Annotated in this window: 24 protein-coding genes and 1 pseudogene; 10 read left to right on the top strand and 15 right to left on the bottom strand. The window is 67.6% G+C overall.

The window, feature by feature from the left end; all coding sequences use genetic code 11:
• A pseudogene (locus tag HMPREF2716_RS07735) lies at window positions 1–282 on the top strand (GntR family transcriptional regulator); the annotation flags it as partial.
• Between the two features lie 9 nt (window positions 283–291).
• Here HMPREF2716_RS07735 and HMPREF2716_RS07730 read toward each other — a convergent pair.
• From HMPREF2716_RS07730 to yfiR, 5 genes are all read right to left on the bottom strand, one after another.
• Window positions 292–666, bottom strand: a complete 375-nt coding sequence (locus HMPREF2716_RS07730; protein WP_003082252.1) for a hypothetical protein — start codon at window positions 664–666, stop codon at window positions 292–294.
• 106 nt (window positions 667–772) lie between these two features.
• Window positions 773–1,327, bottom strand: coding sequence for a magnesium transporter (locus tag HMPREF2716_RS07725; protein ID WP_023518481.1), 555 nt, complete (start codon window positions 1,325–1,327; stop codon window positions 773–775).
• Between the two features lie 274 nt (window positions 1,328–1,601).
• Window positions 1,602–2,108: a small colony variant regulatory network protein YfiB gene (locus HMPREF2716_RS07720; protein WP_003133895.1), complete on the bottom strand. Its 507-nt coding sequence runs from the start codon at window positions 2,106–2,108 to the stop codon at window positions 1,602–1,604.
• Complete coding sequence (tpbB, locus tag HMPREF2716_RS07715) at window positions 2,080–3,387, bottom strand: small colony variant regulatory network diguanylate cyclase TpbB (RefSeq protein WP_003082256.1); 1,308 nt, start codon at window positions 3,385–3,387, stop codon at window positions 2,080–2,082. The genes HMPREF2716_RS07720 and tpbB overlap by 29 nt, the downstream gene beginning before the upstream one ends.
• On the bottom strand, window positions 3,387–3,959 hold the full coding sequence (gene yfiR / locus HMPREF2716_RS07710) for a small colony variant regulatory diguanylate cyclase inhibitor YfiR (protein ID WP_023518482.1): 573 nt from the start codon (window positions 3,957–3,959) through the stop codon (window positions 3,387–3,389). Before yfiR ends, tpbB begins: the two co-directional genes overlap by 1 nt.
• Before the next feature lie 209 nt (window positions 3,960–4,168).
• Here yfiR and def point away from each other — a divergent pair, with 209 nt between their 5' ends.
• A complete protein-coding gene (gene def, locus HMPREF2716_RS07705; protein WP_003120589.1) occupies window positions 4,169–4,708 on the top strand; it encodes a peptide deformylase in 540 nt (179 codons plus the stop codon).
• Between the two features lie 33 nt (window positions 4,709–4,741).
• Here the strand turns inward: def and HMPREF2716_RS29805 are convergent, their stop codons facing one another.
• Window positions 4,742–4,873: a hypothetical protein gene (locus tag HMPREF2716_RS29805; RefSeq protein WP_254919836.1), complete on the bottom strand. Its 132-nt coding sequence runs from the start codon at window positions 4,871–4,873 to the stop codon at window positions 4,742–4,744.
• A gap of 132 nt (window positions 4,874–5,005) precedes the next feature.
• The gene (locus tag HMPREF2716_RS07700; protein WP_003082265.1) at window positions 5,006–5,326 is read right to left on the bottom strand and encodes a DUF2025 family protein; all 321 of its coding nucleotides are present in this window, start codon (window positions 5,324–5,326) and stop codon (window positions 5,006–5,008) included.
• A 230-nt stretch (window positions 5,327–5,556) separates the two neighbouring features.
• Between HMPREF2716_RS07700 and dgt the strand changes: the two genes are divergently transcribed.
• Both dgt and HMPREF2716_RS07690 read left to right on the top strand, forming a co-directional pair.
• The gene (gene dgt / locus HMPREF2716_RS07695) at window positions 5,557–7,053 is read left to right on the top strand and encodes a dGTPase (RefSeq protein ID WP_003133889.1); all 1,497 of its coding nucleotides are present in this window, start codon (window positions 5,557–5,559) and stop codon (window positions 7,051–7,053) included.
• Between the two features lie 13 nt (window positions 7,054–7,066).
• Window positions 7,067–7,819: an SIR2 family NAD-dependent protein deacylase gene (locus tag HMPREF2716_RS07690; RefSeq protein WP_003086499.1), complete on the top strand. Its 753-nt coding sequence runs from the start codon at window positions 7,067–7,069 to the stop codon at window positions 7,817–7,819.
• 6 nt (window positions 7,820–7,825) lie between these two features.
• Here HMPREF2716_RS07690 and HMPREF2716_RS07685 read toward each other — a convergent pair whose 3' ends face one another.
• Both HMPREF2716_RS07685 and HMPREF2716_RS07680 read right to left on the bottom strand, forming a co-directional pair.
• On the bottom strand, window positions 7,826–8,413 hold the full coding sequence (locus HMPREF2716_RS07685; RefSeq protein WP_003158223.1) for a DUF4234 domain-containing protein: 588 nt from the start codon (window positions 8,411–8,413) through the stop codon (window positions 7,826–7,828).
• A 93-nt stretch (window positions 8,414–8,506) separates the two neighbouring features.
• Entirely contained in the window at window positions 8,507–9,496 is a 990-nt protein-coding gene (locus tag HMPREF2716_RS07680; RefSeq protein WP_003082273.1) for an aldo/keto reductase, read from the bottom strand.
• Window positions 9,497–9,630: 134 nt separating this feature from the next.
• Here HMPREF2716_RS07680 and HMPREF2716_RS07675 point away from each other — a divergent pair, with 134 nt between their 5' ends.
• Both HMPREF2716_RS07675 and HMPREF2716_RS07670 read left to right on the top strand, forming a co-directional pair.
• Window positions 9,631–10,542, top strand: coding sequence for a LysR family transcriptional regulator (locus tag HMPREF2716_RS07675; RefSeq protein WP_003120586.1), 912 nt, complete (start codon window positions 9,631–9,633; stop codon window positions 10,540–10,542).
• Between the two features lie 35 nt (window positions 10,543–10,577).
• On the top strand, window positions 10,578–10,985 hold the full coding sequence (locus HMPREF2716_RS07670) for a FosA family fosfomycin resistance glutathione transferase (RefSeq protein ID WP_003163118.1): 408 nt from the start codon (window positions 10,578–10,580) through the stop codon (window positions 10,983–10,985).
• Here HMPREF2716_RS07670 and HMPREF2716_RS07665 read toward each other — a convergent pair.
• Window positions 10,982–11,959, bottom strand: a complete 978-nt coding sequence (locus HMPREF2716_RS07665) for a rhamnosyltransferase (RefSeq protein WP_003112489.1) — start codon at window positions 11,957–11,959, stop codon at window positions 10,982–10,984. The two genes, HMPREF2716_RS07670 and HMPREF2716_RS07665, sit on opposite strands and share 4 nt — an antisense overlap.
• Window positions 11,947–13,215, bottom strand: a complete 1,269-nt coding sequence (locus HMPREF2716_RS07660; protein WP_023518484.1) for a TCR/Tet family MFS transporter — start codon at window positions 13,213–13,215, stop codon at window positions 11,947–11,949. Before HMPREF2716_RS07660 ends, HMPREF2716_RS07665 begins: the two co-directional genes overlap by 13 nt.
• 312 nt (window positions 13,216–13,527) lie before the next feature.
• Here HMPREF2716_RS07660 and HMPREF2716_RS07655 point away from each other — a divergent pair, with 312 nt between their 5' ends.
• A complete protein-coding gene (locus tag HMPREF2716_RS07655; RefSeq protein ID WP_003123148.1) occupies window positions 13,528–14,217 on the top strand; it encodes a hypothetical protein in 690 nt (229 codons plus the stop codon).
• A gap of 9 nt (window positions 14,218–14,226) precedes the next feature.
• Here the strand turns inward: HMPREF2716_RS07655 and HMPREF2716_RS07650 are convergent, their stop codons facing one another.
• The 3 genes from HMPREF2716_RS07650 to hchA form a co-directional block, all read right to left on the bottom strand.
• On the bottom strand, window positions 14,227–14,577 hold the full coding sequence (locus tag HMPREF2716_RS07650) for a DUF7079 family protein (protein WP_003082290.1): 351 nt from the start codon (window positions 14,575–14,577) through the stop codon (window positions 14,227–14,229).
• Window positions 14,578–14,643: 66 nt separating this feature from the next.
• Entirely contained in the window at window positions 14,644–15,057 is a 414-nt protein-coding gene (locus HMPREF2716_RS07645; RefSeq protein WP_015503334.1) for a thiol-disulfide oxidoreductase DCC family protein, read from the bottom strand.
• A 255-nt stretch (window positions 15,058–15,312) separates the two neighbouring features.
• The gene (hchA, locus tag HMPREF2716_RS07640) at window positions 15,313–16,188 is read right to left on the bottom strand and encodes a glyoxalase III HchA (RefSeq protein WP_023518485.1); all 876 of its coding nucleotides are present in this window, start codon (window positions 16,186–16,188) and stop codon (window positions 15,313–15,315) included.
• A 171-nt stretch (window positions 16,189–16,359) separates the two neighbouring features.
• On the opposite strand from hchA, the gene HMPREF2716_RS07635 reads away from it, so the two are divergent.
• Window positions 16,360–17,091 carry a PA1136 family autoinducer-binding transcriptional regulator gene (locus HMPREF2716_RS07635; protein WP_070621852.1) on the top strand — a complete coding sequence of 244 codons (732 nt, stop codon included), beginning with the start codon at window positions 16,360–16,362 and terminating at the stop codon, window positions 17,089–17,091.
• Window positions 17,092–17,097: 6 nt separating this feature from the next.
• Here HMPREF2716_RS07635 and HMPREF2716_RS07630 read toward each other — a convergent pair whose 3' ends face one another.
• Window positions 17,098–18,084 carry an NAD(P)H-quinone oxidoreductase gene (locus HMPREF2716_RS07630; protein ID WP_070621851.1) on the bottom strand — a complete coding sequence of 329 codons (987 nt, stop codon included), beginning with the start codon at window positions 18,082–18,084 and terminating at the stop codon, window positions 17,098–17,100.
• A gap of 145 nt (window positions 18,085–18,229) precedes the next feature.
• Here HMPREF2716_RS07630 and HMPREF2716_RS07625 point away from each other — a divergent pair, with 145 nt between their 5' ends.
• Complete coding sequence (locus HMPREF2716_RS07625) at window positions 18,230–19,105, top strand: LysR family transcriptional regulator (RefSeq protein ID WP_003101845.1); 876 nt, start codon at window positions 18,230–18,232, stop codon at window positions 19,103–19,105.
• A 90-nt stretch (window positions 19,106–19,195) separates the two neighbouring features.
• Window positions 19,196–20,044, top strand: a complete 849-nt coding sequence (locus tag HMPREF2716_RS07620; protein WP_019681607.1) for a CAP domain-containing protein — start codon at window positions 19,196–19,198, stop codon at window positions 20,042–20,044.
• Window positions 20,045–20,135 lie beyond the last annotated feature (91 nt).

Below are 20,135 nucleotides of genomic sequence, written 5' to 3'. Positions count from 1 at the left end.
GGCATGCGCGAACAGGGCTACATCAAGGAATTGCGCGCGGACGGCAAGATCGCCCTTAGCCTGCAGCCGGTCGGCGCCGAGGCCGCCGTCGAGCTGAGCCAGCAGATTCTCGCCCGGCTGCTGGAGGCCGGCGGCAGCCTGCCGCTCAGCGACAAGAGTTCGCCGGAAGATATCCACCGGCTCTTCGGGGTCAGCAAGGGGACCTTCAAGAAGGCCATCGGCGGCCTCTACAAGAAAGGCCTGATCCTGATCCACCCGGAACGCATCGAACTGCCGCGCTGAGGTTTCCGCTCAGGGCTGGAGGAACGGGGCGAAGTCCAGGCCAGCGCCGCCGGGGCGGACGTCGCGCAGGCGCTTGCCGGGGTCCGCGCTCAGCTCCAGGCTGAGGGTCGGCCGGCGGGCGTTCTTGTCGCGCAGTTCCAGACTGTCCTGCTGCTGGCGAAGGAAACCGGTGGGCACCTTCAGGTGCTCCACTGCATCGCCGGCCGGGTTCGCCAGCAGCAGGTTGAGGAACTTGCCGGCCTTCAGTTGGCTGAGCGGAATATCGAACCACCAGACGTTCTTGCTCTTGTTGAAGCGGGCGAGCAGGGTGTTGCCGGCATCCAGCACGGACATGCCCAAGGCCTGGTTGAGCTGTGCGATGGCTGCCGCTTTATCGAGTTTCATGGAGTTTCCTGACGGGCCGCGCCGGCCGGGATGGCGGGCGGGTAGCCGGATATTCTAGCAGCCGGAGGGACGCCGCAGGACCTGCGCGGTGCGCAGGCCCCGCCGCTCAGACCATCCGCCGGAACTGCCGCCAGCGTTGCTGCCAGCCCAGCAGCAGCGGAGAGACCGCGGGGCCGGTGCCGGCGTCCTGCAGGCGCGGGTGGTGGCTGACCACGTTGACCAGGATCGGCTCCTGGGCGTTCTTCACATCGACGAAGAACAGGTGCTGCCCCTGGTGCAGGCGTTCTTCGAAGGGTCGGAAGGCGCGGTTGGTGCGCTGCAGGCCGAAGAAGCTGCCTTCCCACAGGCAGAACGCGCAGAGCACGGCGCCGAGGAAGATCACCGGAATCCAGCCGGCGGCGGTTTCCGTCCAGCCGCTGGCATAGGCGAAGGCCACGGCGACGATGGCCAGGACGAGGCCGACCAGCAGGCCGACACGGCCGGAGCGGACCACATCCTTCTTCATGAGCGGAGAGACTTCGTGCAGATGGCGCTGGCCGGTCTCCGCGTCCTTTTCGCTGAGGACGTGGATCTGCTCGGTGGCTATGCCGCTGGCTTCCAGTTCGGCTTCGAGCCGTTCCAGCTCGTCGAGGTTGTCGCTGATGTAGTAATGCCGGTTCATGGCATGCCTCCCATCGTCTGACGGCCTGTTCCTTGGGCGAACAGGCTAAGGTCGATACCCCCTGTCGGTGAATCCCGGAGCACCCGCAAACGGCAGGTCGGCCGGGATTGTCGGTTTCTTGCGCAGCATTCAGTCTAGCATCCGCGGCAGCGGCGGCCGGTACGCCGGTCTGCTGGCTTCTTCCTTCAACATAGGCCGGAAGCGGGGTGGCGGCGGGGCCGGGCGATGGACGGGCCAGGTACGGGTGGGCCGTACGCAGCCCGCGAGCGCAGGATTACTCGGCGGGAACGATGATGGCGACGCGGCGGTTCTCGCTGCGGCCGGCGCGGGTCTTGTTATCGGCCACCGGCTTGCTCATGCCCAGGCCGCGGACCTCGATGTTGGCCGCCGGCATGCCGGCTTCGCGGAACACCGCGGCCACCGATTCGGCGCGCCGTTCGGAGAGCTTCTGGTTGTAGCCTTCGTCGCCGTAGTTGTCGGTGTGGCCTTCCAGGCGGACCTTGTCGATGTCTACCGCGAGCAAGGCGTGGGCGATCTTCGTCAGGGTGTTGCGGCTGTCGGGATTGAGACGGTCGAGATTGTTGCCGAACAGCACCTTGCTCGACATGCCGAACTCCCAGCCTTCGTCGCGGAGTTCGAAGCCCTGCTCCTGGAGCACGGCGATCTGCTCGGCGCTCAGGCCGGTCTGCGGCGGCTTGGTCTGGCAACCGGCGAGGCCCAGCACAAGGCTGAACAGGGCGAGGGCGAGCAATCTACTTGGGTGGAGCCTCTGGGGTAGCACTGTCTATCTCCTTTTCTTCCTGAAGGATGCGGGGGTCGTTGAGTTCCGCCAGGCGCCGGCTGCCGCGGGCCTGGCGCTTGGCGATGTACATCGCCATGTCGGCGTCGTGGAGCAGCGCCGCCGGGGTATCCGCATGCTCGGGATAGAGGGCGATGCCGATGGTCAGTGAGGTACTCACCGTGCTGCCGTCGCTGAGCCGGATCGGCGCCTGCATGCTGGCGATGATGTTGTCGGCGATGCGCAGGGCGTCGGCGCCGGACGCCAGCGGTGCGAGCAGGACGGCGAATTCGTCGCCGCCCAGGCGCGCCACCAGGTCGCTTTCGCGCAACTGCCCACGGATGCGCATGGCGATGTTGACCAGCACGGTGTCGCCGGCGGCATGGCCGAGGCGGTCGTTGATCTCTTTGAAGCGGTCGCTGTCGATGAACAGCACCGCCAATTGCTCGCGATGCTCGTTGGCATCGCGCAGCGCCCGGCTCAGGCGGCCTTCGAAGAAGGCGCGGTTGGGCAGGCTGGTCAGGCTGTCGTGGTGGGCCTGGTGCGCCAGCGAGGCGTTCTCGTCCTGCAGGCGCGCCTGCCAGGATTCGAGTTCGTCGAGCAGGGCGTTGAAGTCCTCGCCCAGTTGGCTCAGCTCGGCGATGCCGGCTTCCGGTACGCGCTTCTCGAAATCCCGTTCGCGGCGCACGGTATGCGCGACCTTCGCCAGTTGGTCGAGCGGGCCGACGATACCGCGTACCAGCCGCCGCGACAGGTAGAAGGCGCCCAGGGCGGTAAGCAGCAGGCACAGGACCATGCCGGCGAAACCGGTGAGCAGGAAGCGCAGCAGGCTGCCGCCGGAGCCCTTCACCTCCACCGAACCGATCTTCTGGCCGTCGTGCAGGATCGGTTGTTCGGTCGGCGCGCTGAGCAGCCAGTGCGCCAGTTGCTGTTCCAGCAGGTGCAGCGGCCCGGTGCTTTCCCGATGCCAACTGGCCAGGGTCTGTCCCTGGCGGTCGTAGACGATGGCGCTGGAGACCTCTTCGCTGGAGGCGATCAGCGCCAGGGACTCCTCGGCGGCCTGGGCATCGCCGAAGACCACTGCGGCTTCGACGGTATAGCTGATGGAACGGGCGATCAGTTGCTGGTTGGGGTCGGCATAGGCGCGCAGGGTCAGCAGGCCGACCAGGGTCACCGCCAGCCCGGCGGTGAATACCGCGACCAGCGCCACGCCCAGGTGCGCGCGATAGAGCACCCGGCGCAGCGATGGATTGGAACCCGTATAGCGACGACGACGGTTCATCACGGAGTGGCCTGCCGCCTTGCCAGTTTCAATACGCTCGGGTGCACGCGTACGCCGCTGCGGGCGATGGAGTCGAGATTGGCCTCGAAGGTGATGCGCGGACCGCCGACGTTGAGGCAGAACATGCTGCCGACGCTGCATTCGGTGCCACGCTCGCTGATGGACAGGACCGGATGCCCGGCCAGGCTGCGGAACACCTGCTGGCGCTCGCGCTCGTCGACCACTCCGAGGTAGATCACGTTGCAGAGCGTGCCGAGGTCCGGGTTGTCCACCGCGCGGCGTTCCGCATGCACGCGCCTGCCATTGGCCGGCACCATGCCGCGGAGCAGGCCGTCGGCGTACTCGGTCGGTCCGACCACGCAGAGTTGCAGGACCGCCGGCTCCTTCGGCCAGCGCACGTAGCTGAATATGCCCAGCAGAACCTGGCTGACCGCATTGCTGCGTTGCTCGACCGACGTCCGTGCGTCGTCCGCCCACAGGCCTCCGCCGCCCAGGCAGGAAACCGCCAGGACCAGGCAGGCCAGGGTGCGCCTGTAGAGGTCGAGGGGCTGCAAGGTGGGCAACGAAGGCAAAAAGGTTTCCTCCAGGAAAACGTAGCGGGGTGGCACGACTGGCCAGTGTAGTCGGTGTGCGGCGAATATTACCGGATGTGCCGGGAAAGAAAGCCGTTCGGTGTCAAATCAATGGCGCAATTGCCGGAGATGGAAGCGCTTTGCGTCTTGTCCTGTCTGGTTTTCTGGCTGAGCATGTAGGGCGTTACTGACCTTTATCAGGGGGCGGCATGATCCGGGAAATCCTCAAGATGGGTGACGAGCGCCTGTTGCGTATCGCGCAGCCGGTGCCGTCCGAACTGTTCGGCAGCGAGGAGCTGCAACGGCTGATCGACGACATGTTCGAAACCATGCATCACGTCGGCGGGGTAGGGCTGGCCGCGCCGCAGATCGGCGTCGACCTGCAGCTGGTGATCTTCGGTTTCGAGCGCAGCGAGCGCTATCCGGACGCCCCGGCCGTGCCGCCGACCATCCTGCTGAACCCGCGGATCACCCTGCTGGACGACGAGATGGAAGAGGGCTGGGAGGGCTGCCTGTCGGTGCCGGGGTTACGCGGCGCGGTATCGCGCCATCGGCGCATCCGCTACCAGGGCCTGGACCCGCAGGGACAGCCGATCGACCGCAGCGTCGAAGGGTTCCATGCGCGGGTGGTGCAGCACGAGTGCGACCACCTGATCGGCCGCCTGTATCCCTCGCGAATCACCGACTTCAGCAAGTTCGGCTTCACCGAGGTGCTGTTCCCCGACCTGGACCCCGCCGCGGACGATTGAGCGGTTGCGCCTGCGGCTCTGCTCCGGCCTGGCTCAGCTCCGCGGTGGGGTGCCGAGCGGCGCCGTCGGAGCGTGTTTTTTCGCTCGTTTCGCCAGGCGTTTCTCCTGGGCGGTTTTCAGCGGTTTCCTACGAGTTTCCTTCTTCGCGTTCAGTCCCTTGCTCATGGCGTTCACCTCCCCACGCAGCACCTGCGTGGCGCGCCGGATGGCCGATGGCGTCCGCGGCGCCGGACGGCGGCGGACGCTTCCAGCATAATGCGTGGCGCAGCGCCCGGCGCGGGCGGCGATCGACGGCGCTCAGCGCAACTGGCGTTGTGCGGTGATTTCCGGCAGGTCCTGGCGGCGCAGATAGACCAGTAGCGGCTCGCCGATGTTCAGTCGTTCGTTGATGTTCTGTTCCAGCAGGATCTGCAACTGCTCGCGGCCCAGGCGCATGACGTCGTCGCGTACCGAACTCCAGACGAACTCGCTGGTGGGCGTGATGCTGTCGTCGGCTACGTCCATGCCGAAGGAGTCTTCGCTGAAACGCACGATGTAGCGGCCGGTCTTGCGGTTGAAACCGACGAACCCCTTGAGGGCATCGGCGGCCTGGCAGATGTCGGTGGATGTGATGCTCATGCGGAACCTCCCTGAACGTTCCTGTTTCTCTGGGCGCACGCATGATCGGCGGCGCCCCCGTTCTGCGGCGGGGGTCGCTGGTGCCGAGCGGGGTATTCTGCCAGTTGCCGCCGCCCGGGGAAGAGGGCGGATCGCGAACGGTAGTGGGACGGATTGTCGCGACCTTGGTTAAACCGCCGCCACGCGCTAGGCTCGGGGTTCGCAGCCGACCGAGTGGAGAACAGCGCCAGATGCCAGGGGCCGTGGATTTCAAGGAGCGGATATCCCGCCAGCGTCCGCATGACAGGGAAACCTACGGACATGCCGGGAATACCGATCTGCAAGACATCGTCTACCAGTTGGAAAGCGACCGCGGGCGCATCGTCAATTCCGCCGCCGTGCGTCGCTTGCAGCAGAAGACCCAGGTCTTCCCGCTGGAGCGCAACGCGGCGGTGCGCAGCCGCCTGACCCATTCCCTGGAAGTGCAGCAGACCGGGCGTTTCATCGTCCGCACGCTGTTCCGCCAACTGGGCCCGCGTGCCGCGGAGGTCGGCCTGGACGGGCTGGAAGGCGCGCTGGAAAGCCTGGTGGAAATGGCCTGCCTGATGCACGACGTCGGCAATCCGCCGTTCGGTCATTTCGGCGAGTACGCCATCAACGACTGGTTCGAACGCAACCTCGACGCCCTGTTCGAGCGCCGCATACCGCCGGGCCAGGGCGACGGCCTGTTGCAGCAGCGCATGCTCACCGACCTCAAGCACTTCGAAGGCAACGCCCAGGCCATCCGCCTGGTGGTGAAGCTGCTGCGCCTGAACCTCACCTACACGCAGACCGCCGGCCTGCTCAAGTACGTGCGCCCGGCCTACGAGCCGAAGCCGGACAAGGCGGCGGCGAACCACTACCTGAACAAGAAGCCGGGCTTCTATCTTTCCGAGGAAGCCTTCGTCGACGAACTGCGCCGAGTCCTCGGCATGCGCCCGGGCACTCGCCACCCTGTGGCCTACATCATGGAAGCGGCCGACGATATCTCCTATTGCCTGGCCGATATCGAAGACTCGGTGGAAAAAGGCATCCTCGACATCCGTCAATTGGCGGATCTGCTGGTGAAGAAGTTTGCCGTCCACCATTCGCCGGACGCGCCGATTCCCGGCGACGCGGACAACATGAGCTTCCAGCGGATGGTCGACTACTCGCTGGAAAAGGCCGAGCGGGAGCCGATCAACAAGGTCAGCGAATTCTTCATCCGCCTGCGGGTGAAAATGATCCACCCGCTGGTCCAGCACGCCGCCCAGCAGTTCATCGACAACCTCGAAGCGGTTCATGCCGGCACCCTCGGCCGCGCGCTGATGGAGGACGGCAGCCTGCCGCACGCCATCGTCCAGACGTTCAAGGACGTGGCCATGGAATGGGTGTTCTGCCATCCGGAGGTGGAAACCCTGGAATTGCAGGGCTACCGCATCATCCAGGGCCTGCTGGATTTCTACGCGCCGCTGCTGCGCCTGCCGGCCGAGGAGTTCCAGGCCCTCGCCGAAGGTCGCCAGGCCGCCGCGCCGCATCCGCAACTGCTGGTTCGGCGCCTGCCGAGCCAGCAGATCAAGGCTTACCTGGAGGCCATGAAAGGTGTGGCGGAGGACCCGTTGCAGCGGCAGTGGGAGTTCTACCACCGCTGCCGCATGCTCCAGGATTTCGTCAGCGGCATGACCGACCAGCATGCCCAGGACGAATACCGCGCGTTGTCCGCGCTGTAAGCGGAGGAGCGAGATGCGCGCTGTCGTCGAACTGCTCGCCGGCGCCCGCCGCCTGGTGATCTTCACGGGCGCCGGGGTGTCGGCGGAAAGCGGGATTCCCACCTTCCGCGATGCCCTTGGCGGTCTCTGGGCGCGCTACGATCCGGCGGCCCTGGCCACGCCCGCGGCCTTCGCCGACGATCCCGCGCTGGTCTGGGGCTGGTACGAGTGGCGCCGCCTGAAGGTGCTGGGTGTCCAGCCGAATCCCGCGCACCGGGCGATTGCCGCGTTGAGCGGGCGGATCGCCGACACCCGGTTGGTCACCCAGAACGTCGACGACCTGCATGAACGCGCCGGCAGCCGCGACGTCCTTCACCTGCATGGCAGCCTGCACGCGCCGCGTTGCGCGACCTGCGCGGCAGCCTACCGGGACGCCTTGCCCGATTCGGTCGAGCCGGAAGAGGGACGACGGATCGAGCCGCCGCGTTGTCCGGCCTGCGGCGGACAGGTCCGGCCGGGCGTGGTCTGGTTCGGCGAGGCGCTGCCCGAGGCGGCGCTGCGCGAGGCTTTCGCCGCGGCCTGCGAGTGCGACCTGTTGCTCAGCGTCGGCACTTCCGGCGTGGTGCAGCCGGCGGCGCGGATACCCGGACTGGCGCTGGAGCACGGTGCCAGCGTCGTGCATGTGAACCCGCAACCGGTGCGCACCCGCCATCCGCGCGAGCACTGTCTCGTCGGTCCGGCCGGCGAGGTGCTGCCCGAACTGTTGCGCCGGGCGTTTCCCGGCTGAGGCGGCTCAGCCCTGGGACGAGCCGAAGAGGATCACCGCGGAACCGATCAGGATCAGCAGCCAGTAGAGCGCGCCGAGCACGATGAACAGCAGGTTGTAGCCCGAATAGCCGGCGTTGCCCGTGCCCTGCGGGTCGCCGCTGGCGAGGTTGGCCTGGCGCTGGATGTTGCGCATCGGGATCAGCGGCGTGAGCAGCAGCAGGAGCGAGGGCAGCGAGTAGGGCTCCAGCGCGGGGACCACGTCGGTGAGGTGGCTGATCAGGTTCGCCGCGACCGTCAGCAGCACCGCCCAGGTCGCATCCTCGCTCGGGCTCCATAGTGCCTGGCGCTCTTCCGGCAGGGCCTGGTGGATCCGCCGGGCGAGGGCGTGGAAAAAGAAGATGCCGAAGATCGCCCGCCATACCGGGCTGATCCGCCGCTCCATCTGCGGTTGCTGGGCCTTCCAGTGCTTGTACATCCAGTACACGCCGTACAGCCCCAGGGTGAGGAGGAAGAGCACGCTCATCTTGCCCAGCGAGGTGACGAAGAAATGCGCCCGCTTCGCGCCGCGGGTTTCCACCAGGGGCGCTTCCGGGGTCTTGTAGACGTTTTCCATAACTGATCCGGCAGTCCTTGAGAAAAACCGCCATTTTGCCTTCCGCCGCTCCGTCAGGCCAGCGGCCAGGGGCGTGCCGCCCCGGCCGTCCGATCAGGCGTTGCGGCTGGGCGGCGCCATGAACTCGGGACCGACCGGATCCTGGATGGTCTCGGCGAGGATCCGCTCGATGCGGGCCATGGCCTCGTCGTCCAGGCGCCAGCCGAAGGCGTCGGCGATGCCGTTCAACTGCTCCGGCTTGCGCGCCCCCCACAGCGCCACCGTAGGGCCGCGATCGAGAATCCAGCGGATGGCCAGGGCCAGCACCGACTTGCCATAGCGCTCGCGAGCCAGTTCCTCCAGTTGCGCGACCGCTGCCAGGTACTGGGCGAAGCGGGGCTGCTGGAACTTCGGGTCGGACTTGCGCAGGTCGTCGCCATCGAAGCGGGTCTCGGCGTTCATCCGTCCGGAAAGCAGGCCGCGGCACAGCGCTCCGTAGGCCAGCACGACGATGCCGTTACGCTCGGCGTAGGGCAGCACGTCGGCGTCGATGGCGCGCTCGAACAGGTTGTAGGGTGGCTGCACGCTGGCCAGCGGAGCGAACTGGCGGAACCCGTCCATCTGTTCCGGCGAATAGTTGCTCACGCCGATGGCGAGGATCTTGCCGTCGCGGCGCAGGCGCTCCAGTTCGCCGGCGGTTTCCTCGTGCGCCACCAGCGGGTCCGGCCAGTGAATCTGGTACAGGTCGATACGATCGGTTTTCAGCCGCCGCAGCGAGTCCTCGACCTCCCGGCGGATGCGTGCGGCGGAGGCGTTGCGGTGGATGCCCGCGTCGCTCCACTCCAGCGCCGCCTTGGTGGCGATCACCGCCTTGTCGCGCAGGCCCTGCAAGGCCTTGCCGACGACCTCTTCGGAATGGCCGAAGCCATAGACCGGCGCGGTGTCGATCAGGTTGATCCCGGATTCCACCGCACGCCGGATGGTTTCCACCGACGTCGCGTCGTCAGCGCCGCCCCACATCCAGCCGCCGATGGCCCAGGTGCCGAGGCCGATGCGCGAGACCGGCGTGTCGATACCCTCGATGCGAATGCTTTCAACGCTCATGGAAATACTCCTGCAGATCGGGAAAACGCTTGCCGGCAATGCGCTCGGCGGCACGGAGCGATTACTCTAGATCACCCGAGATTGAATGTGGCTCAATGCTGCATTGACCTCCGAGAACTGCCAGGAGCCCTGGAATGCCGGCTTTCACCCGTTCCGAACTCGCCGACCTGAACGTCTTCATGACCATCGTCCGGCGCCGCAGCTTCCGTCACTCAGCCCAGGAGCTGGGTGTCAGTACCTCGGCGCTGAGCCACAGCATGCGCAACCTCGAGGCGCGGCTCGGGGTGAAGCTGCTCAACCGTACCAGCCGTTCGGTGGTGCCGACCGATGCCGGCAGCGCGCTGGCGGCCAAGCTGGAGGATGGTTTCCAGGTGATCGGCGAGGCGCTCGGCGAGCTCGATGCCTATCGCACCTCGCCGGTGGGCCGGCTGCGCCTGAACGTGCCGCGCGATGCCTCGCGGCTGCTGCTGGGGCCGGTCCTCAGGCGCTTCACCGAGGCGTATCCGGACCTGCAACTGGAACTTTCGGTGGAGGACCGCATGGTCGACATCGTCGCCGACGGCTACGACGCCGGCATCCGTTACGGCGGCACGGTGCCCCAGGACATGGTCGCGGTGCCATTGACCGGGGAGCTGCGCTGGGTGGTAGCCGCGTCGCCCGATTACCTGGCGCGCCACGGCGTGCCCCAGCGGCCGGACGACCTGTTGCGGCACGCCTGCATCCGCATGCGCCTGGGCGACAACTCGTTCTACAAATGGGAACTGGGCGACGGCGAGCGGATGGTCGAGGTCGACGTGCCCGGCCCTTTCAGCGTCAACGAAAGCAATACGGCGGTCGCCGCGGCCCTGGACGGCATTGGCCTGGCCTACTGCCTGGAAGTGGGAATCGCCGAGGAGCTGCGTAGCGGCCGGCTGCAACTGGTATTGCCCGACTGGACCTCGATGGGCGCGCCGTTCTGCCTCTATTATCCGAGCCGACGCCAGCCGCAACCCGGCTTGCGCCAACTGATGGAAATGATCCGCGGCGACTGGCTGGGGCGTGCCTGAATCGTCCTCCCGCCAAACCTTGCAAGGAGCCCCCCATGCTCACCGGTCTCAATCACCTGACCCTGGCGGTCGCCGACCTGCCGGCCAGCATCGCCTTCTACCGCGATCTTCTCGGCTTTCGCCTGGAAGCGCGCTGGGACCAGGGCGCCTATCTCGAACTGGGTTCGCTGTGGCTGTGCCTGTCCCGGGAGCCGCAGTACGGTGGGCCGGCCGCGGACTACACGCACTACGCCTTCGGCATCGCCGCCGCGGATTTCGCCCGCTTCGCCGCGCAGCTGCGCGCGCATGGCGTGCGCGAATGGAAGCAGAACCGCAGCGAGGGCGATTCGTTCTACTTCCTCGACCCGGACGGCCATCGCCTGGAGGCCCACGTCGGCGACCTGCTCAGCCGGCTCGCGGCGTGCCGGCAAGCGCCCTATGCGGGAATGCGTTTCGCCGACTAGGCCTTGGCCTTGCCGGAAGCTACGGACGCCACGGCCGGGCCGGCGAGGCGCTTCAGCAGGCGCGGGCGGTTGGTCTCCAGCGCGCCGCCGCGTCCCCGCAGGCCGTCCCACAGGCCCCAGCCCAGGCAGCGCAGCTTGAGCAGCTTGTCGCGTTCGAGCAGGAGCACCGCGAGGCCCTGGGTCAGGGTCGGCAGGTTCGCCAGCAGGGCCAGCGGCGAGGACCGGGCGTAGCGGCGCAGGACCAGCAGGCCGTTGCGCGCCAGGTAGTAGCGGCGCAGCGGGGCGTGGTTCATCGCGCTGAGGCTGAGACCGCCGAGGCGGCGGGTCTTGCGCGTGCCGATGCGGTGCTCGAGGACCAGCCGCGGGTCGACGTACAGGGGCACGTCCAGCGCCTGGGCGCGCAGGCTGTATTCGGTGTCCACGTGGTCGATGAACAGTTCCTCGTCGAAGTGGCCGAGGCGCTGGTAGGCCTCGCGGGTCAGCAGGCAGCCGGAGGAGATCAGGAACGAGGTGCGCTGCGGGGTCGTCAGGCCGTCCAGAGACAATTGCCTGAGCGTCAGTCCGTCGAGATGGATGGCCGGCAGGAAGCGCCGGTCACCCCGGTCGAAGATCCGTGGGCCGAGCAGGCAGGCCTGACCGTTGCGCGCCTGCAGGTTGCGCCACTGGGCGGCGAGGAAGGCGCCGCCGGGACGGGAGTCCTGGTCGAGCAGCAGCACACCCTGCACGCCACGCCGGAACAGCGCGTCGAGCCCCTGGTTGAAGGCGCCGGCGATGCCCTGCCGGTTGCCGTGGTGCAGCACGGCGATGCCTTGCCCGCGCAGCCGGGCATTGCGCTGCGGATCGCTGTGCGGTGAGTTGTCGACGGCAAGGAAGCGCAGTTGCGGAAACGCCGCCGCCAGTTCGCCAAGGTGTTCCAGGTCGTCGTCGCCAGGATTGAACAGTACCACCAGCACGCCCATGTCTATCCGGTCCATGATCGTTCTTCTCCCGTAGGTCGAAGTTGCCAGGCCAGGACCAGCCCGGCCAGAACGAGAAGGGCGCCGGCGAGGAATGGCGCGCCGGCCAGGGGCAGCGGCGCGAGCGGACCGCTGCCCCAGTGGAACAGGCCGCTCATCAGCGGCGGACCGATGATCGCGGCGAGGCTCATCAGGCTGCTCAGCACGCCCTGCAACTCGCCCTGGCGGTCGACCGGCACGCGGGCCGAGAGCAGCCCCTGCATGGCCGGGGTGGCGAGGCTGCCGAGCGCGAAGGGCAGCAGCGCGCAGACCAGCCAGAATGACGAGTCGACCAGGGCGAACAGCAGCAGGCCGCAGCCTTGCAGGGCGAGGCCCAGGCGCAGCAGGCGGGCGTCGTCCAGGCGCCGCTTGCAGAGGTTCACGCCGAGGGTCTGGGCGAGCACCGCGAGCACGCCGTAGAGGGCCAGCGAGTAGCCGATCCAGGCGCTGCTCCAGTGAAACTTCTCGATCACGAAGAACGGCCAGACCACCATCACCGCCTGCAAGCCGAGGAATACCAGGGCAAGCACCGCCAGCAGGCGTCCGACCCCCGGTTGCCGAGCCAGGCCGCTGATCGAGCGCAAGGCATTCATCCGCCTCGGATCCAGGCGGCGGCGTCGCGTCGGGGGCAGGGTTTCCTCGAGGAACAGGCCGGCGAGCAGGGCGTTGAGCAGGCACAGGCCGGCGGCCAGCAACAGCGGCAGCGTCGTGCCGTGCACCGCCAGCAGCCCACCGAGGGCGGGGCCGAGGATCATGCCCAGGGCGAGGCCGGCGTACAGCCAGCCGAAGTGCCGGGTGCGCTGCCCGTGCGTGCCGAGGTCAGCCGCGCAGGCCATCGCGGTGGCCACGCTGGCGCCGGTGAGCCCGGCCAGCGCGCGACCGAGGAACAGCATCCAGAGGTTGTCGGCCAGCGCCAGCAGCAGATAGCTGAGGGCGAAGCCGAGCATCGCCAGGACCAGGACGGGGCGGCGTCCGAAGCGGTCGCTGAGGCTGCCGAGGACCGGCGAAAAGAACAATTGCAGCAGCGCGAAGGTCATCACCAGGGCGGCGCCCCAGGTGGCCGCGTCGCGGATCGCCAGCGGCGCCACGCTGCCGATCAGCGTCGGCAGCAGGGGCACGATCAGGCCGACGCCAGCGGCATCCAGCAGGCAGGTGAGGAACAGCAGAGGCAGGACGCGTTTCGCGCCGGGACCGTGTTCCCGCGTGGCGGAGGGGCAGAGGCTGGTCGTGGACACGCCAGGACCCTCCCGGCGAACACAGGAAATCCCGATCCTGGGACGCCAGCGACGGCAAGGGAAACTACCGGAATTCACAGGTTCGACGAACGGTCGCGGCAACGCCGGCGGGCTGTGTGATGTCATAATGATGCGACCCGTGCGCCAGTCGGGTATCCTTGCCGGCCTCTCAACGTTGTTTCCTAACGATATTTTCCTCCTGTCGCGAGCAAAGGGATTTCAATGACGCCCAGAAAAGGAAAGCTACCTGCCGTGCTCGCCTGCATGGCAGCGCTGGCGGGCTGCAACATCAACCCGGCGAACCAGGGCTCGGTGTCGTCCTGGTTCTCCATGCGCGCCGGCGATCCGCCCAGCTTCGTCACCGGCGTGGTCGGCTTCGAGAACACCGGCAGCAACGACCCGTCCACCCGCCTGACCCTGCGTTTCCGCGATCCCGCCTCCAAGACCCATGCGGCCCACGTCACCACCTCGTCGTACTCCGAGCTGTTCAGCCTCGCACTGACGCCGCGCTACTACGAGCTTTACGAGTTCGAGGTGAGGTACCTGTCCTATACCGTCACCCGCGAGACCGGTGCGTACGAGGAGCGCTGCGAGGCCAACGGCGAGGCGCTGGAGAAGACGGTCCGGAAAAGGAAGCGCAGCGTCACCCACACGGCGGTAAACGTGGAGTCCAACTGTCGTTCTACGCCGCTGACCAAGACCGACTACTACTACGAGACCTATACCTCCAAGCCGTTCTCCGCGCCGTTCCGTGCCGAGAGCTTCGCCACCAACTACATCGGCGACTTCCGCGTGCAGTGCAGCTACAAGGAGAAGAAGGGCAAGACCCTCGTCGACAGCTGCCGTCTCAACTACGGCGCCGTCAGCCGCGATCGGGTGGACGCCTGGGTGGCGCAGATGAACGAGGCAGACAAGGACAAGCGCGAGCCGCTGCCGCCGGTACGCCAGCAGGCGGTCGACACGAAGAAGGCCGGCAAGCTCATCCATTCGGTATTTCGCTGAGGCGCTCGCTCAAAGAGCGCCGGCGATCGCGCGCCAGGTGTCGGCGTATCGCCATCGCAGCCAGGCGACCAGGCAGCGCTCGTGCCAGCGTCGCAGGGCGCAGCTCCTTTGCCGCGCCAGGCGTCGCTCGATGGCCTCTTCCAGCCAGGCCTCGTCGAAGGCGGTCCATACCGCCGGAGCGGGGCTGAGCAGGTTGCCGTGGCAGACCGGCGCCACTTCCTCGAAGAACAACCGCTCCAGCAACGCCGGGTCGACGCCCTTTATCCGCCGGGCGATATCCTCGGGCTCCAGGAGAGTGTCGACGAAGGCGTCGGATAGCGCGTGGCGCAGTCGTCGGCGTTGGCTCGGGTCAAGGGCCATGGCAGGTATGGGTCCGCAGGCTGGTGCGCAGGCAGCATAACCCGCCACGGCCAGTGCGGAGAGGCGTCAGGCCCGACGGGGACGCCAGGAGCGACGACGGAGGGGCTGGCGCTGGCGGCCGAACCAGCGCCAGCGGTTGCGCCGTAGCGCCTCGTGGCACTCGTCGCGCAGCCAGGCTGGCAGCAGGCGCAGCCAGCGCAGGTGACGCCAGGGGCCCGGCAACAGGCGCAGCACCTCGAGCAGGGCATCGTTGTCGTCGCAGGCGTAGGCGCCGTCGACGAACAGCCAGGTGTCGAAATGATCGGGTGCCAGCCCGAACCAATCGAGAATCGCCAGGCCTTCGGCGGACTGCGCGGCAAGCAGCTTCAGCCGGTGGTCGGCGCGGCGTGCCAGGAAACCGCTCCAGAGCGTGCAGAAGCGGCAGTGCTGGTCGTACAACACGACCTTGTCGCCGGGCTTGAGGTACGGCGGCAGTGACATGAGGGGCCCCCTTGGGTTCGGCTTTGTGCGCAAGCCCGGAACCGTAACGGCGGGAAGGGAGGACGACTAGTCGGTGTGCTGTCAGAGTTTTCTTTCTGTGCGGTCATCGATTCGTCTTTCGCCGGACGGCGTCGGGCAACGCGCCATTCCTCTTCCTGAAGGACGATGCTGCGCCAGGCCGGTTTAAGTTCGATGACGCCGGGACGAACGGGAGATGTCCCCGTCCGTGGGGCACGGACGGGGCGCGGCGGGGAATCAGCGGGCGAACGCTTCGAGAAGGGTCTTGGCGGCCAGCTTGCCAAGGTTGTTGGAGGCCAGCGGGCTGTCGCCGGTGAGCAGCTTGCGGTCGCGGTGGACCTGGCCGGTGATGCCCTTGTTGAGGATCTTCACCCCGAGCTTCTGCAGGTTCTCGCCCACCAGCCAGGGCAGGGGGCCGGGCATGTAGCCGATCTCCAGGTTGGCGCCGGTGTCCAGGGCGTCGGGGAACACGCAGATCTCGTAGTCCTTGAACGGGTAGTCCTCCGGCTTCTCCTCGACCGCCGGTGCCAGCAGGCAGGCCGGACCGTGGCAAAGGGTAATGATGTAGCGGTCCTTGGCGAGGAAGGCATTGAGCAGCCGTTTCACCTCCCGGCTGTGCGGAATGCCCGCCAGCACGCCGTGGCCGCCGGGAACGAACACCGCGGCGTACGGCGAGTCGTCGGCGACGGCCTGCTCCAGGAGGTCGGCGAGCTTCTGCGGCGCTTTCAGCTTGGGCAGGTACTTCGCGTAGATGCTCTTCACCGCCCCGTCCTCGCCGGGCATCGCCCACATCTCCAGCTTCACCGGGTTGCCGGAGAGCGTGGCGACATCGAACTCGAAGCCGGCCTTGTCCAGGTGGTACATTGGCAGGAGCATTTCCACCGGGTGGTTGCCGGTGGAGAACATGCTGCCGTTCTGCATCAGGATGTAGCGTTCGTCGGTACCGATCATCAGCACCTTCTTGCCGCCCTTGTACGGGGTCGGGTAGTCGGCGCCGTCGAAGTCGGTCTTCGCCGAGGTGTACTGGCTCAGGGAATAGGGCGAGGGAAAGAACGCGTTGTGCTCGGCGTGGTCGGGCGTCGGGGTTCTGCTGGTGTCGCGCTCGTTGCTCATGGCTCGTTCCTTTCTGCGTGATGGAGGTCGCACCAAGACGATAGGCGGGGTCGCCGGCCGGCGAAATAGGGGAAATCCCCTAACCCACGATCGGTCGCCTGAGGGTTTTCCCCTATGGGCTTTTGCCGGCAAGCCGGGGATCATGCGGGAAAAGCCAGGAACGTCCGCTCCATGACCGACTACGCCAGCCTTCTCTTCGACAGCGTCGCCCGGCTGCGTAAGGCCGCTACCGCCGAGGCGGTCTGCCGCGAGATGGTGGAGTTCGCCGCACGCCTGGGCTTCGACCGGGTGATCGTCTGCAGCCTGTTCCCCCGCCCCGGCGAGGACGAACTGATCGACGAGCTGTTCTTCGTCCATGGCGACTGGGCCGAGGGGCGCAGCGCCCAGGAGCGCGACGCCTATCTTCTGCACTGTCCGGTCACCCGGCACATCCTCGAACTGGACGAGCCGTTCTTCTGGTCGAAGAAACCCTCGGAGGATCCCGCGCGCATGACCTACCGCATCGTCCGTGGGGTCCGCGACCTCGGCCAGGTCAATGGCATGCAGGTGCCGGTGTTCGGCCGCAACGGTCTGGAGGGCGCGGTGTCTTTCGCCGGCGAGCGGCTGGACCTGAATGCCGGTTGCAAGCTCGCCGCCCAGGCCTTCTGCCCGATCCTGTTCTTCGCCCTGAAGCGCCTGCGCGGCCCTGTGTCGGCGGGCGATGCGCAAGCGCTCAGCGAGCGCGAGCGGGAAGTCCTGCAATGGATCGCCCTGGGCAAGCAGCAGGCGGAGGTGGCGGCGATCCTGATGATTTCCGAGCGCACCGTGGAGAATCACCTGCGTGCCGCCCGCCGCCGTCTCGGCGCGGCGTCCACCGCCCAGGCGGTGGCGCGGGCGCTGCGCCTGGGCGATATCGAGGTCTGAGCGGCCTCAGGGAGCTGACGTGAGGACGATCTTGCCGATGTGCTGGCCGGAGTCCATCAGTTCGTGGGCCTGGCGCGCCTGTTCCAGGGGGAAGGTGCGGAACACCTGCGGCCGGACAGTGCCGGCGCGCACGTGCGGCCAGACCTGGCGCTCCAGTTCGGCGATGATCGCGCCTTTCTCGTCGTGGCTCCGCGAGCGCAGGGTCGAGCCAAGATGGACCAGGCGCTTGCTCAGCATCGGGAACAGGTCGACTTCGGCGGCCTTGCCCTTGATCACGCCGATCTGCACGATCCGTCCGTTCATCGCCGCCGCCTGGTAGTTCCGCGTCACATAGTCGCCGGCAACGATATCGACGATCACATCGACCCCGCGACCTTCGGTGCCGCGCAGCACTTCCTCGACGAAGTCCTGCTCGGTGTAGTCGATCGCCAGGTCAGCGCCGAGGCGCAGGCTGGCCTCGCGCTGGGCCTCGCTGGAGATCGTGGTGAAGATCTTCGCCGCGCCGAAGGCCTTGCCCAGCATGGTCGCGGTGGTGCCGATGCCGGAGGCGCCACCGTGGACCAGCAGCGTCTCGCCGGCCTTGAAGCCACCGCGCTGGAACAGGTTGACCCAGACGGTCATGAAGGTTTCCGGCAGCGCCGCCGCTTCCTCCATGCCCAGGCCGTCGGGCAGGTGCAGGGTGGTGCGCTCGTCGGCCACCGCGAACTGCGCGTAGCTGCCGCCGGGAATCAACGCCATCACCGCCTCGCCGACGGCGAAGCGGCTGACCTCGCTGCCGACCGCCCGCACCGTGCCGGCGATCTCCAGGCCGGGAATGTCCGAGGCGCCGGGCGGCGGGTCGTACACGCCCTTGCGCTGAAGCACGTCGGGACCGTTGACGCCGGCGGCGCGGACTTCGACCAGGACCTCGCGCGGGCCGGGCGTCGGCAGCGGCCGGCTGGTCGCCACCAGTACCTCGGGGCCGCCGGGCCGGGCGATCTCGATGGCGGTCATTCGTTCGGGAAATCGGTTCGTACTGCTCATTGCATGCTCCTGGGAAAATGGTTCGGACCTGGTTCGCATGGTAAGCAGCGCGGATGCCGTGGTCGCGCAGCGCTTTTTCATTAGACTGATGCGAAAATGCATCAGGAAAACCGCCATGAATTGGGACGACACCCGCGTCTTCCTCGCGCTCTGCCGCGAGCACACCCTGCGCGGCGCCGCCCGCGCGCTTCACGTCGACCAGGCCACGGTGGGCCGGCGGCTGGCGTCGCTGGAGGCGGCGCTGGGCTCGACCCTGTTCCTGCGCACCTCGTCCGGCTACCTGCTGACCCCGGCCGGCGAGGCGGCCTTCGAACTGGCCGAGAAGATGGAGCGCTCGGCCCTGGAGTTGCTGCGGCGGACCCGCGGGATGGACCACCGACTGTCCGGCGAGGTGCGGTTGTCCACCACCGACTCCCTGGCCGTCGACTTCGTGCTACCCGCCCTGGGCCGCCTGCACCTTGAACACCCGGATATCCGCGTGCTGCTCGACAGCGCTTCGGCCGTGGTCGACCTGCCCAAGCGCGAGACCGACATCGCGATTCGCACCCTGCGGCCGGAAAATCCCGATTTGATCCTGAGAAAACTCGCCAGTTGGCCCATGGGCCTGTTCGCTTCCGCGGACTACCTGCGGCGCAACGGCGTGCCGGTGCCCGGCGAGCGTTTCCGCGGCCACGACCTGGTGATGTACGAACCCTATTGGCACAGCCAGCGCGAACTGACCCTGGGCGGCGAGCCGATCCGCGACGGCCGGGTGGTCATCGCGGTGAATTCCAACATGATGGTGCGCCAGGCCCTGGCGCGCGGCCTGGGGCTCTGCGAGCTGCCGCTGTACATGGGCGAGCGCGACGGACTGGTGCGGGTCTGGCCGCAGCGCGAGCGACGCCGGCCATACGAGGTGTGGATGGTTACCCACAAGGACCTGCGCCACACCGCGCGGGTCCGCGCGGTGATCGAGCGGTTGGTGGAGGCGTTCGCCGAAGCGCCGGCCTGAGCCTGCAACGCCGGCGCCGGGTTCCGGTCGAATGCGGCGGCGCGCCGCGGAATCGCGCATCATAGGCGCCATCAGATCGAGGAGATTTCCATGGCAATCCCAAGCATCCCGCGTTTGGCCGTACTGACGCTCGGGCTGGCGCTCGCAGCGGCCGCCAGTGCCGCCGACGAGGCGCAACTGGTCGAGGCGATCAACGCCTACCGTGGCCAGGTGCAGTCCTGCGGCGGGCAGGCCAGCGGTGAACTGCCGCCGCTGGCCGCCGACCCGCGCCTGGCCTTGCCGGTGAATGCCGCCGGCGACCTGCAGCAGGCGATGGCACAGGCCGCCTACCCGATGGTCAACGTGCAGTCGATCAGCCTTTCCGGGCCGCGCGATGCCGGCGCGGCGATGAAGGCGCTGGAGGAAAGCTTCTGCCGCGTGGTGCTCGACCCGCAATTCGTCGACGTCGGCGTCAGCCGCCAGGACCGCGACTGGCGCATCGTCCTCGCCCGGCCATTGCTGCGCGGCGGCATGGGCGATTGGCAGGCGGAAGGGCAGAAGCTCCTGGAACGGATCAATGCCGCCCGCGGGCAAGCCCGCCAGTGCGGTGGCAAACCTTACGCAGCGGCCCAGCCGCTGGCCTGGAACGCCACCCTTGGCGGCGCCGCCGAAGCGCATTCGCGGGCGATGGCCAACGGCAATTTCTTCGACCACCTCGACCGCGACGGCCGCACCCCCGGCGACCGCGCCGAGCTGGCCGGCTACAGCGGCGGGCTGATTGGCGAAAACATCGCCGCCGGCCAGGACGGGGTGGACAAGGTGGTCGACGGCTGGCTGGCCAGCCCGGGCCACTGCGCCAACCTGATGAACCCCGGCTACCGCGAGCTGGGCGCGGCCTACGCCACCGATCCGAAGAGTGACGCGGGAATCTACTGGACGGCCATGTTCGGTTCGCCCTGAAGTCCTCCGCGCCCGGAGCTGACGACGGGCTGGGCGCCTTCCGCAAACGAAAAACCCGGCGCCATGGCGCCGGGTTCCCTTTCAGCCTGTC

Origin of the sequence: Pseudomonas sp. HMSC076A11, assembly GCF_001810205.1 — a bacterium.
Lineage (GTDB): Bacteria > Pseudomonadota > Gammaproteobacteria > Pseudomonadales > Pseudomonadaceae > Pseudomonas > Pseudomonas aeruginosa.
This window is presented reverse-complemented; position numbering and strand designations above follow the sequence as displayed.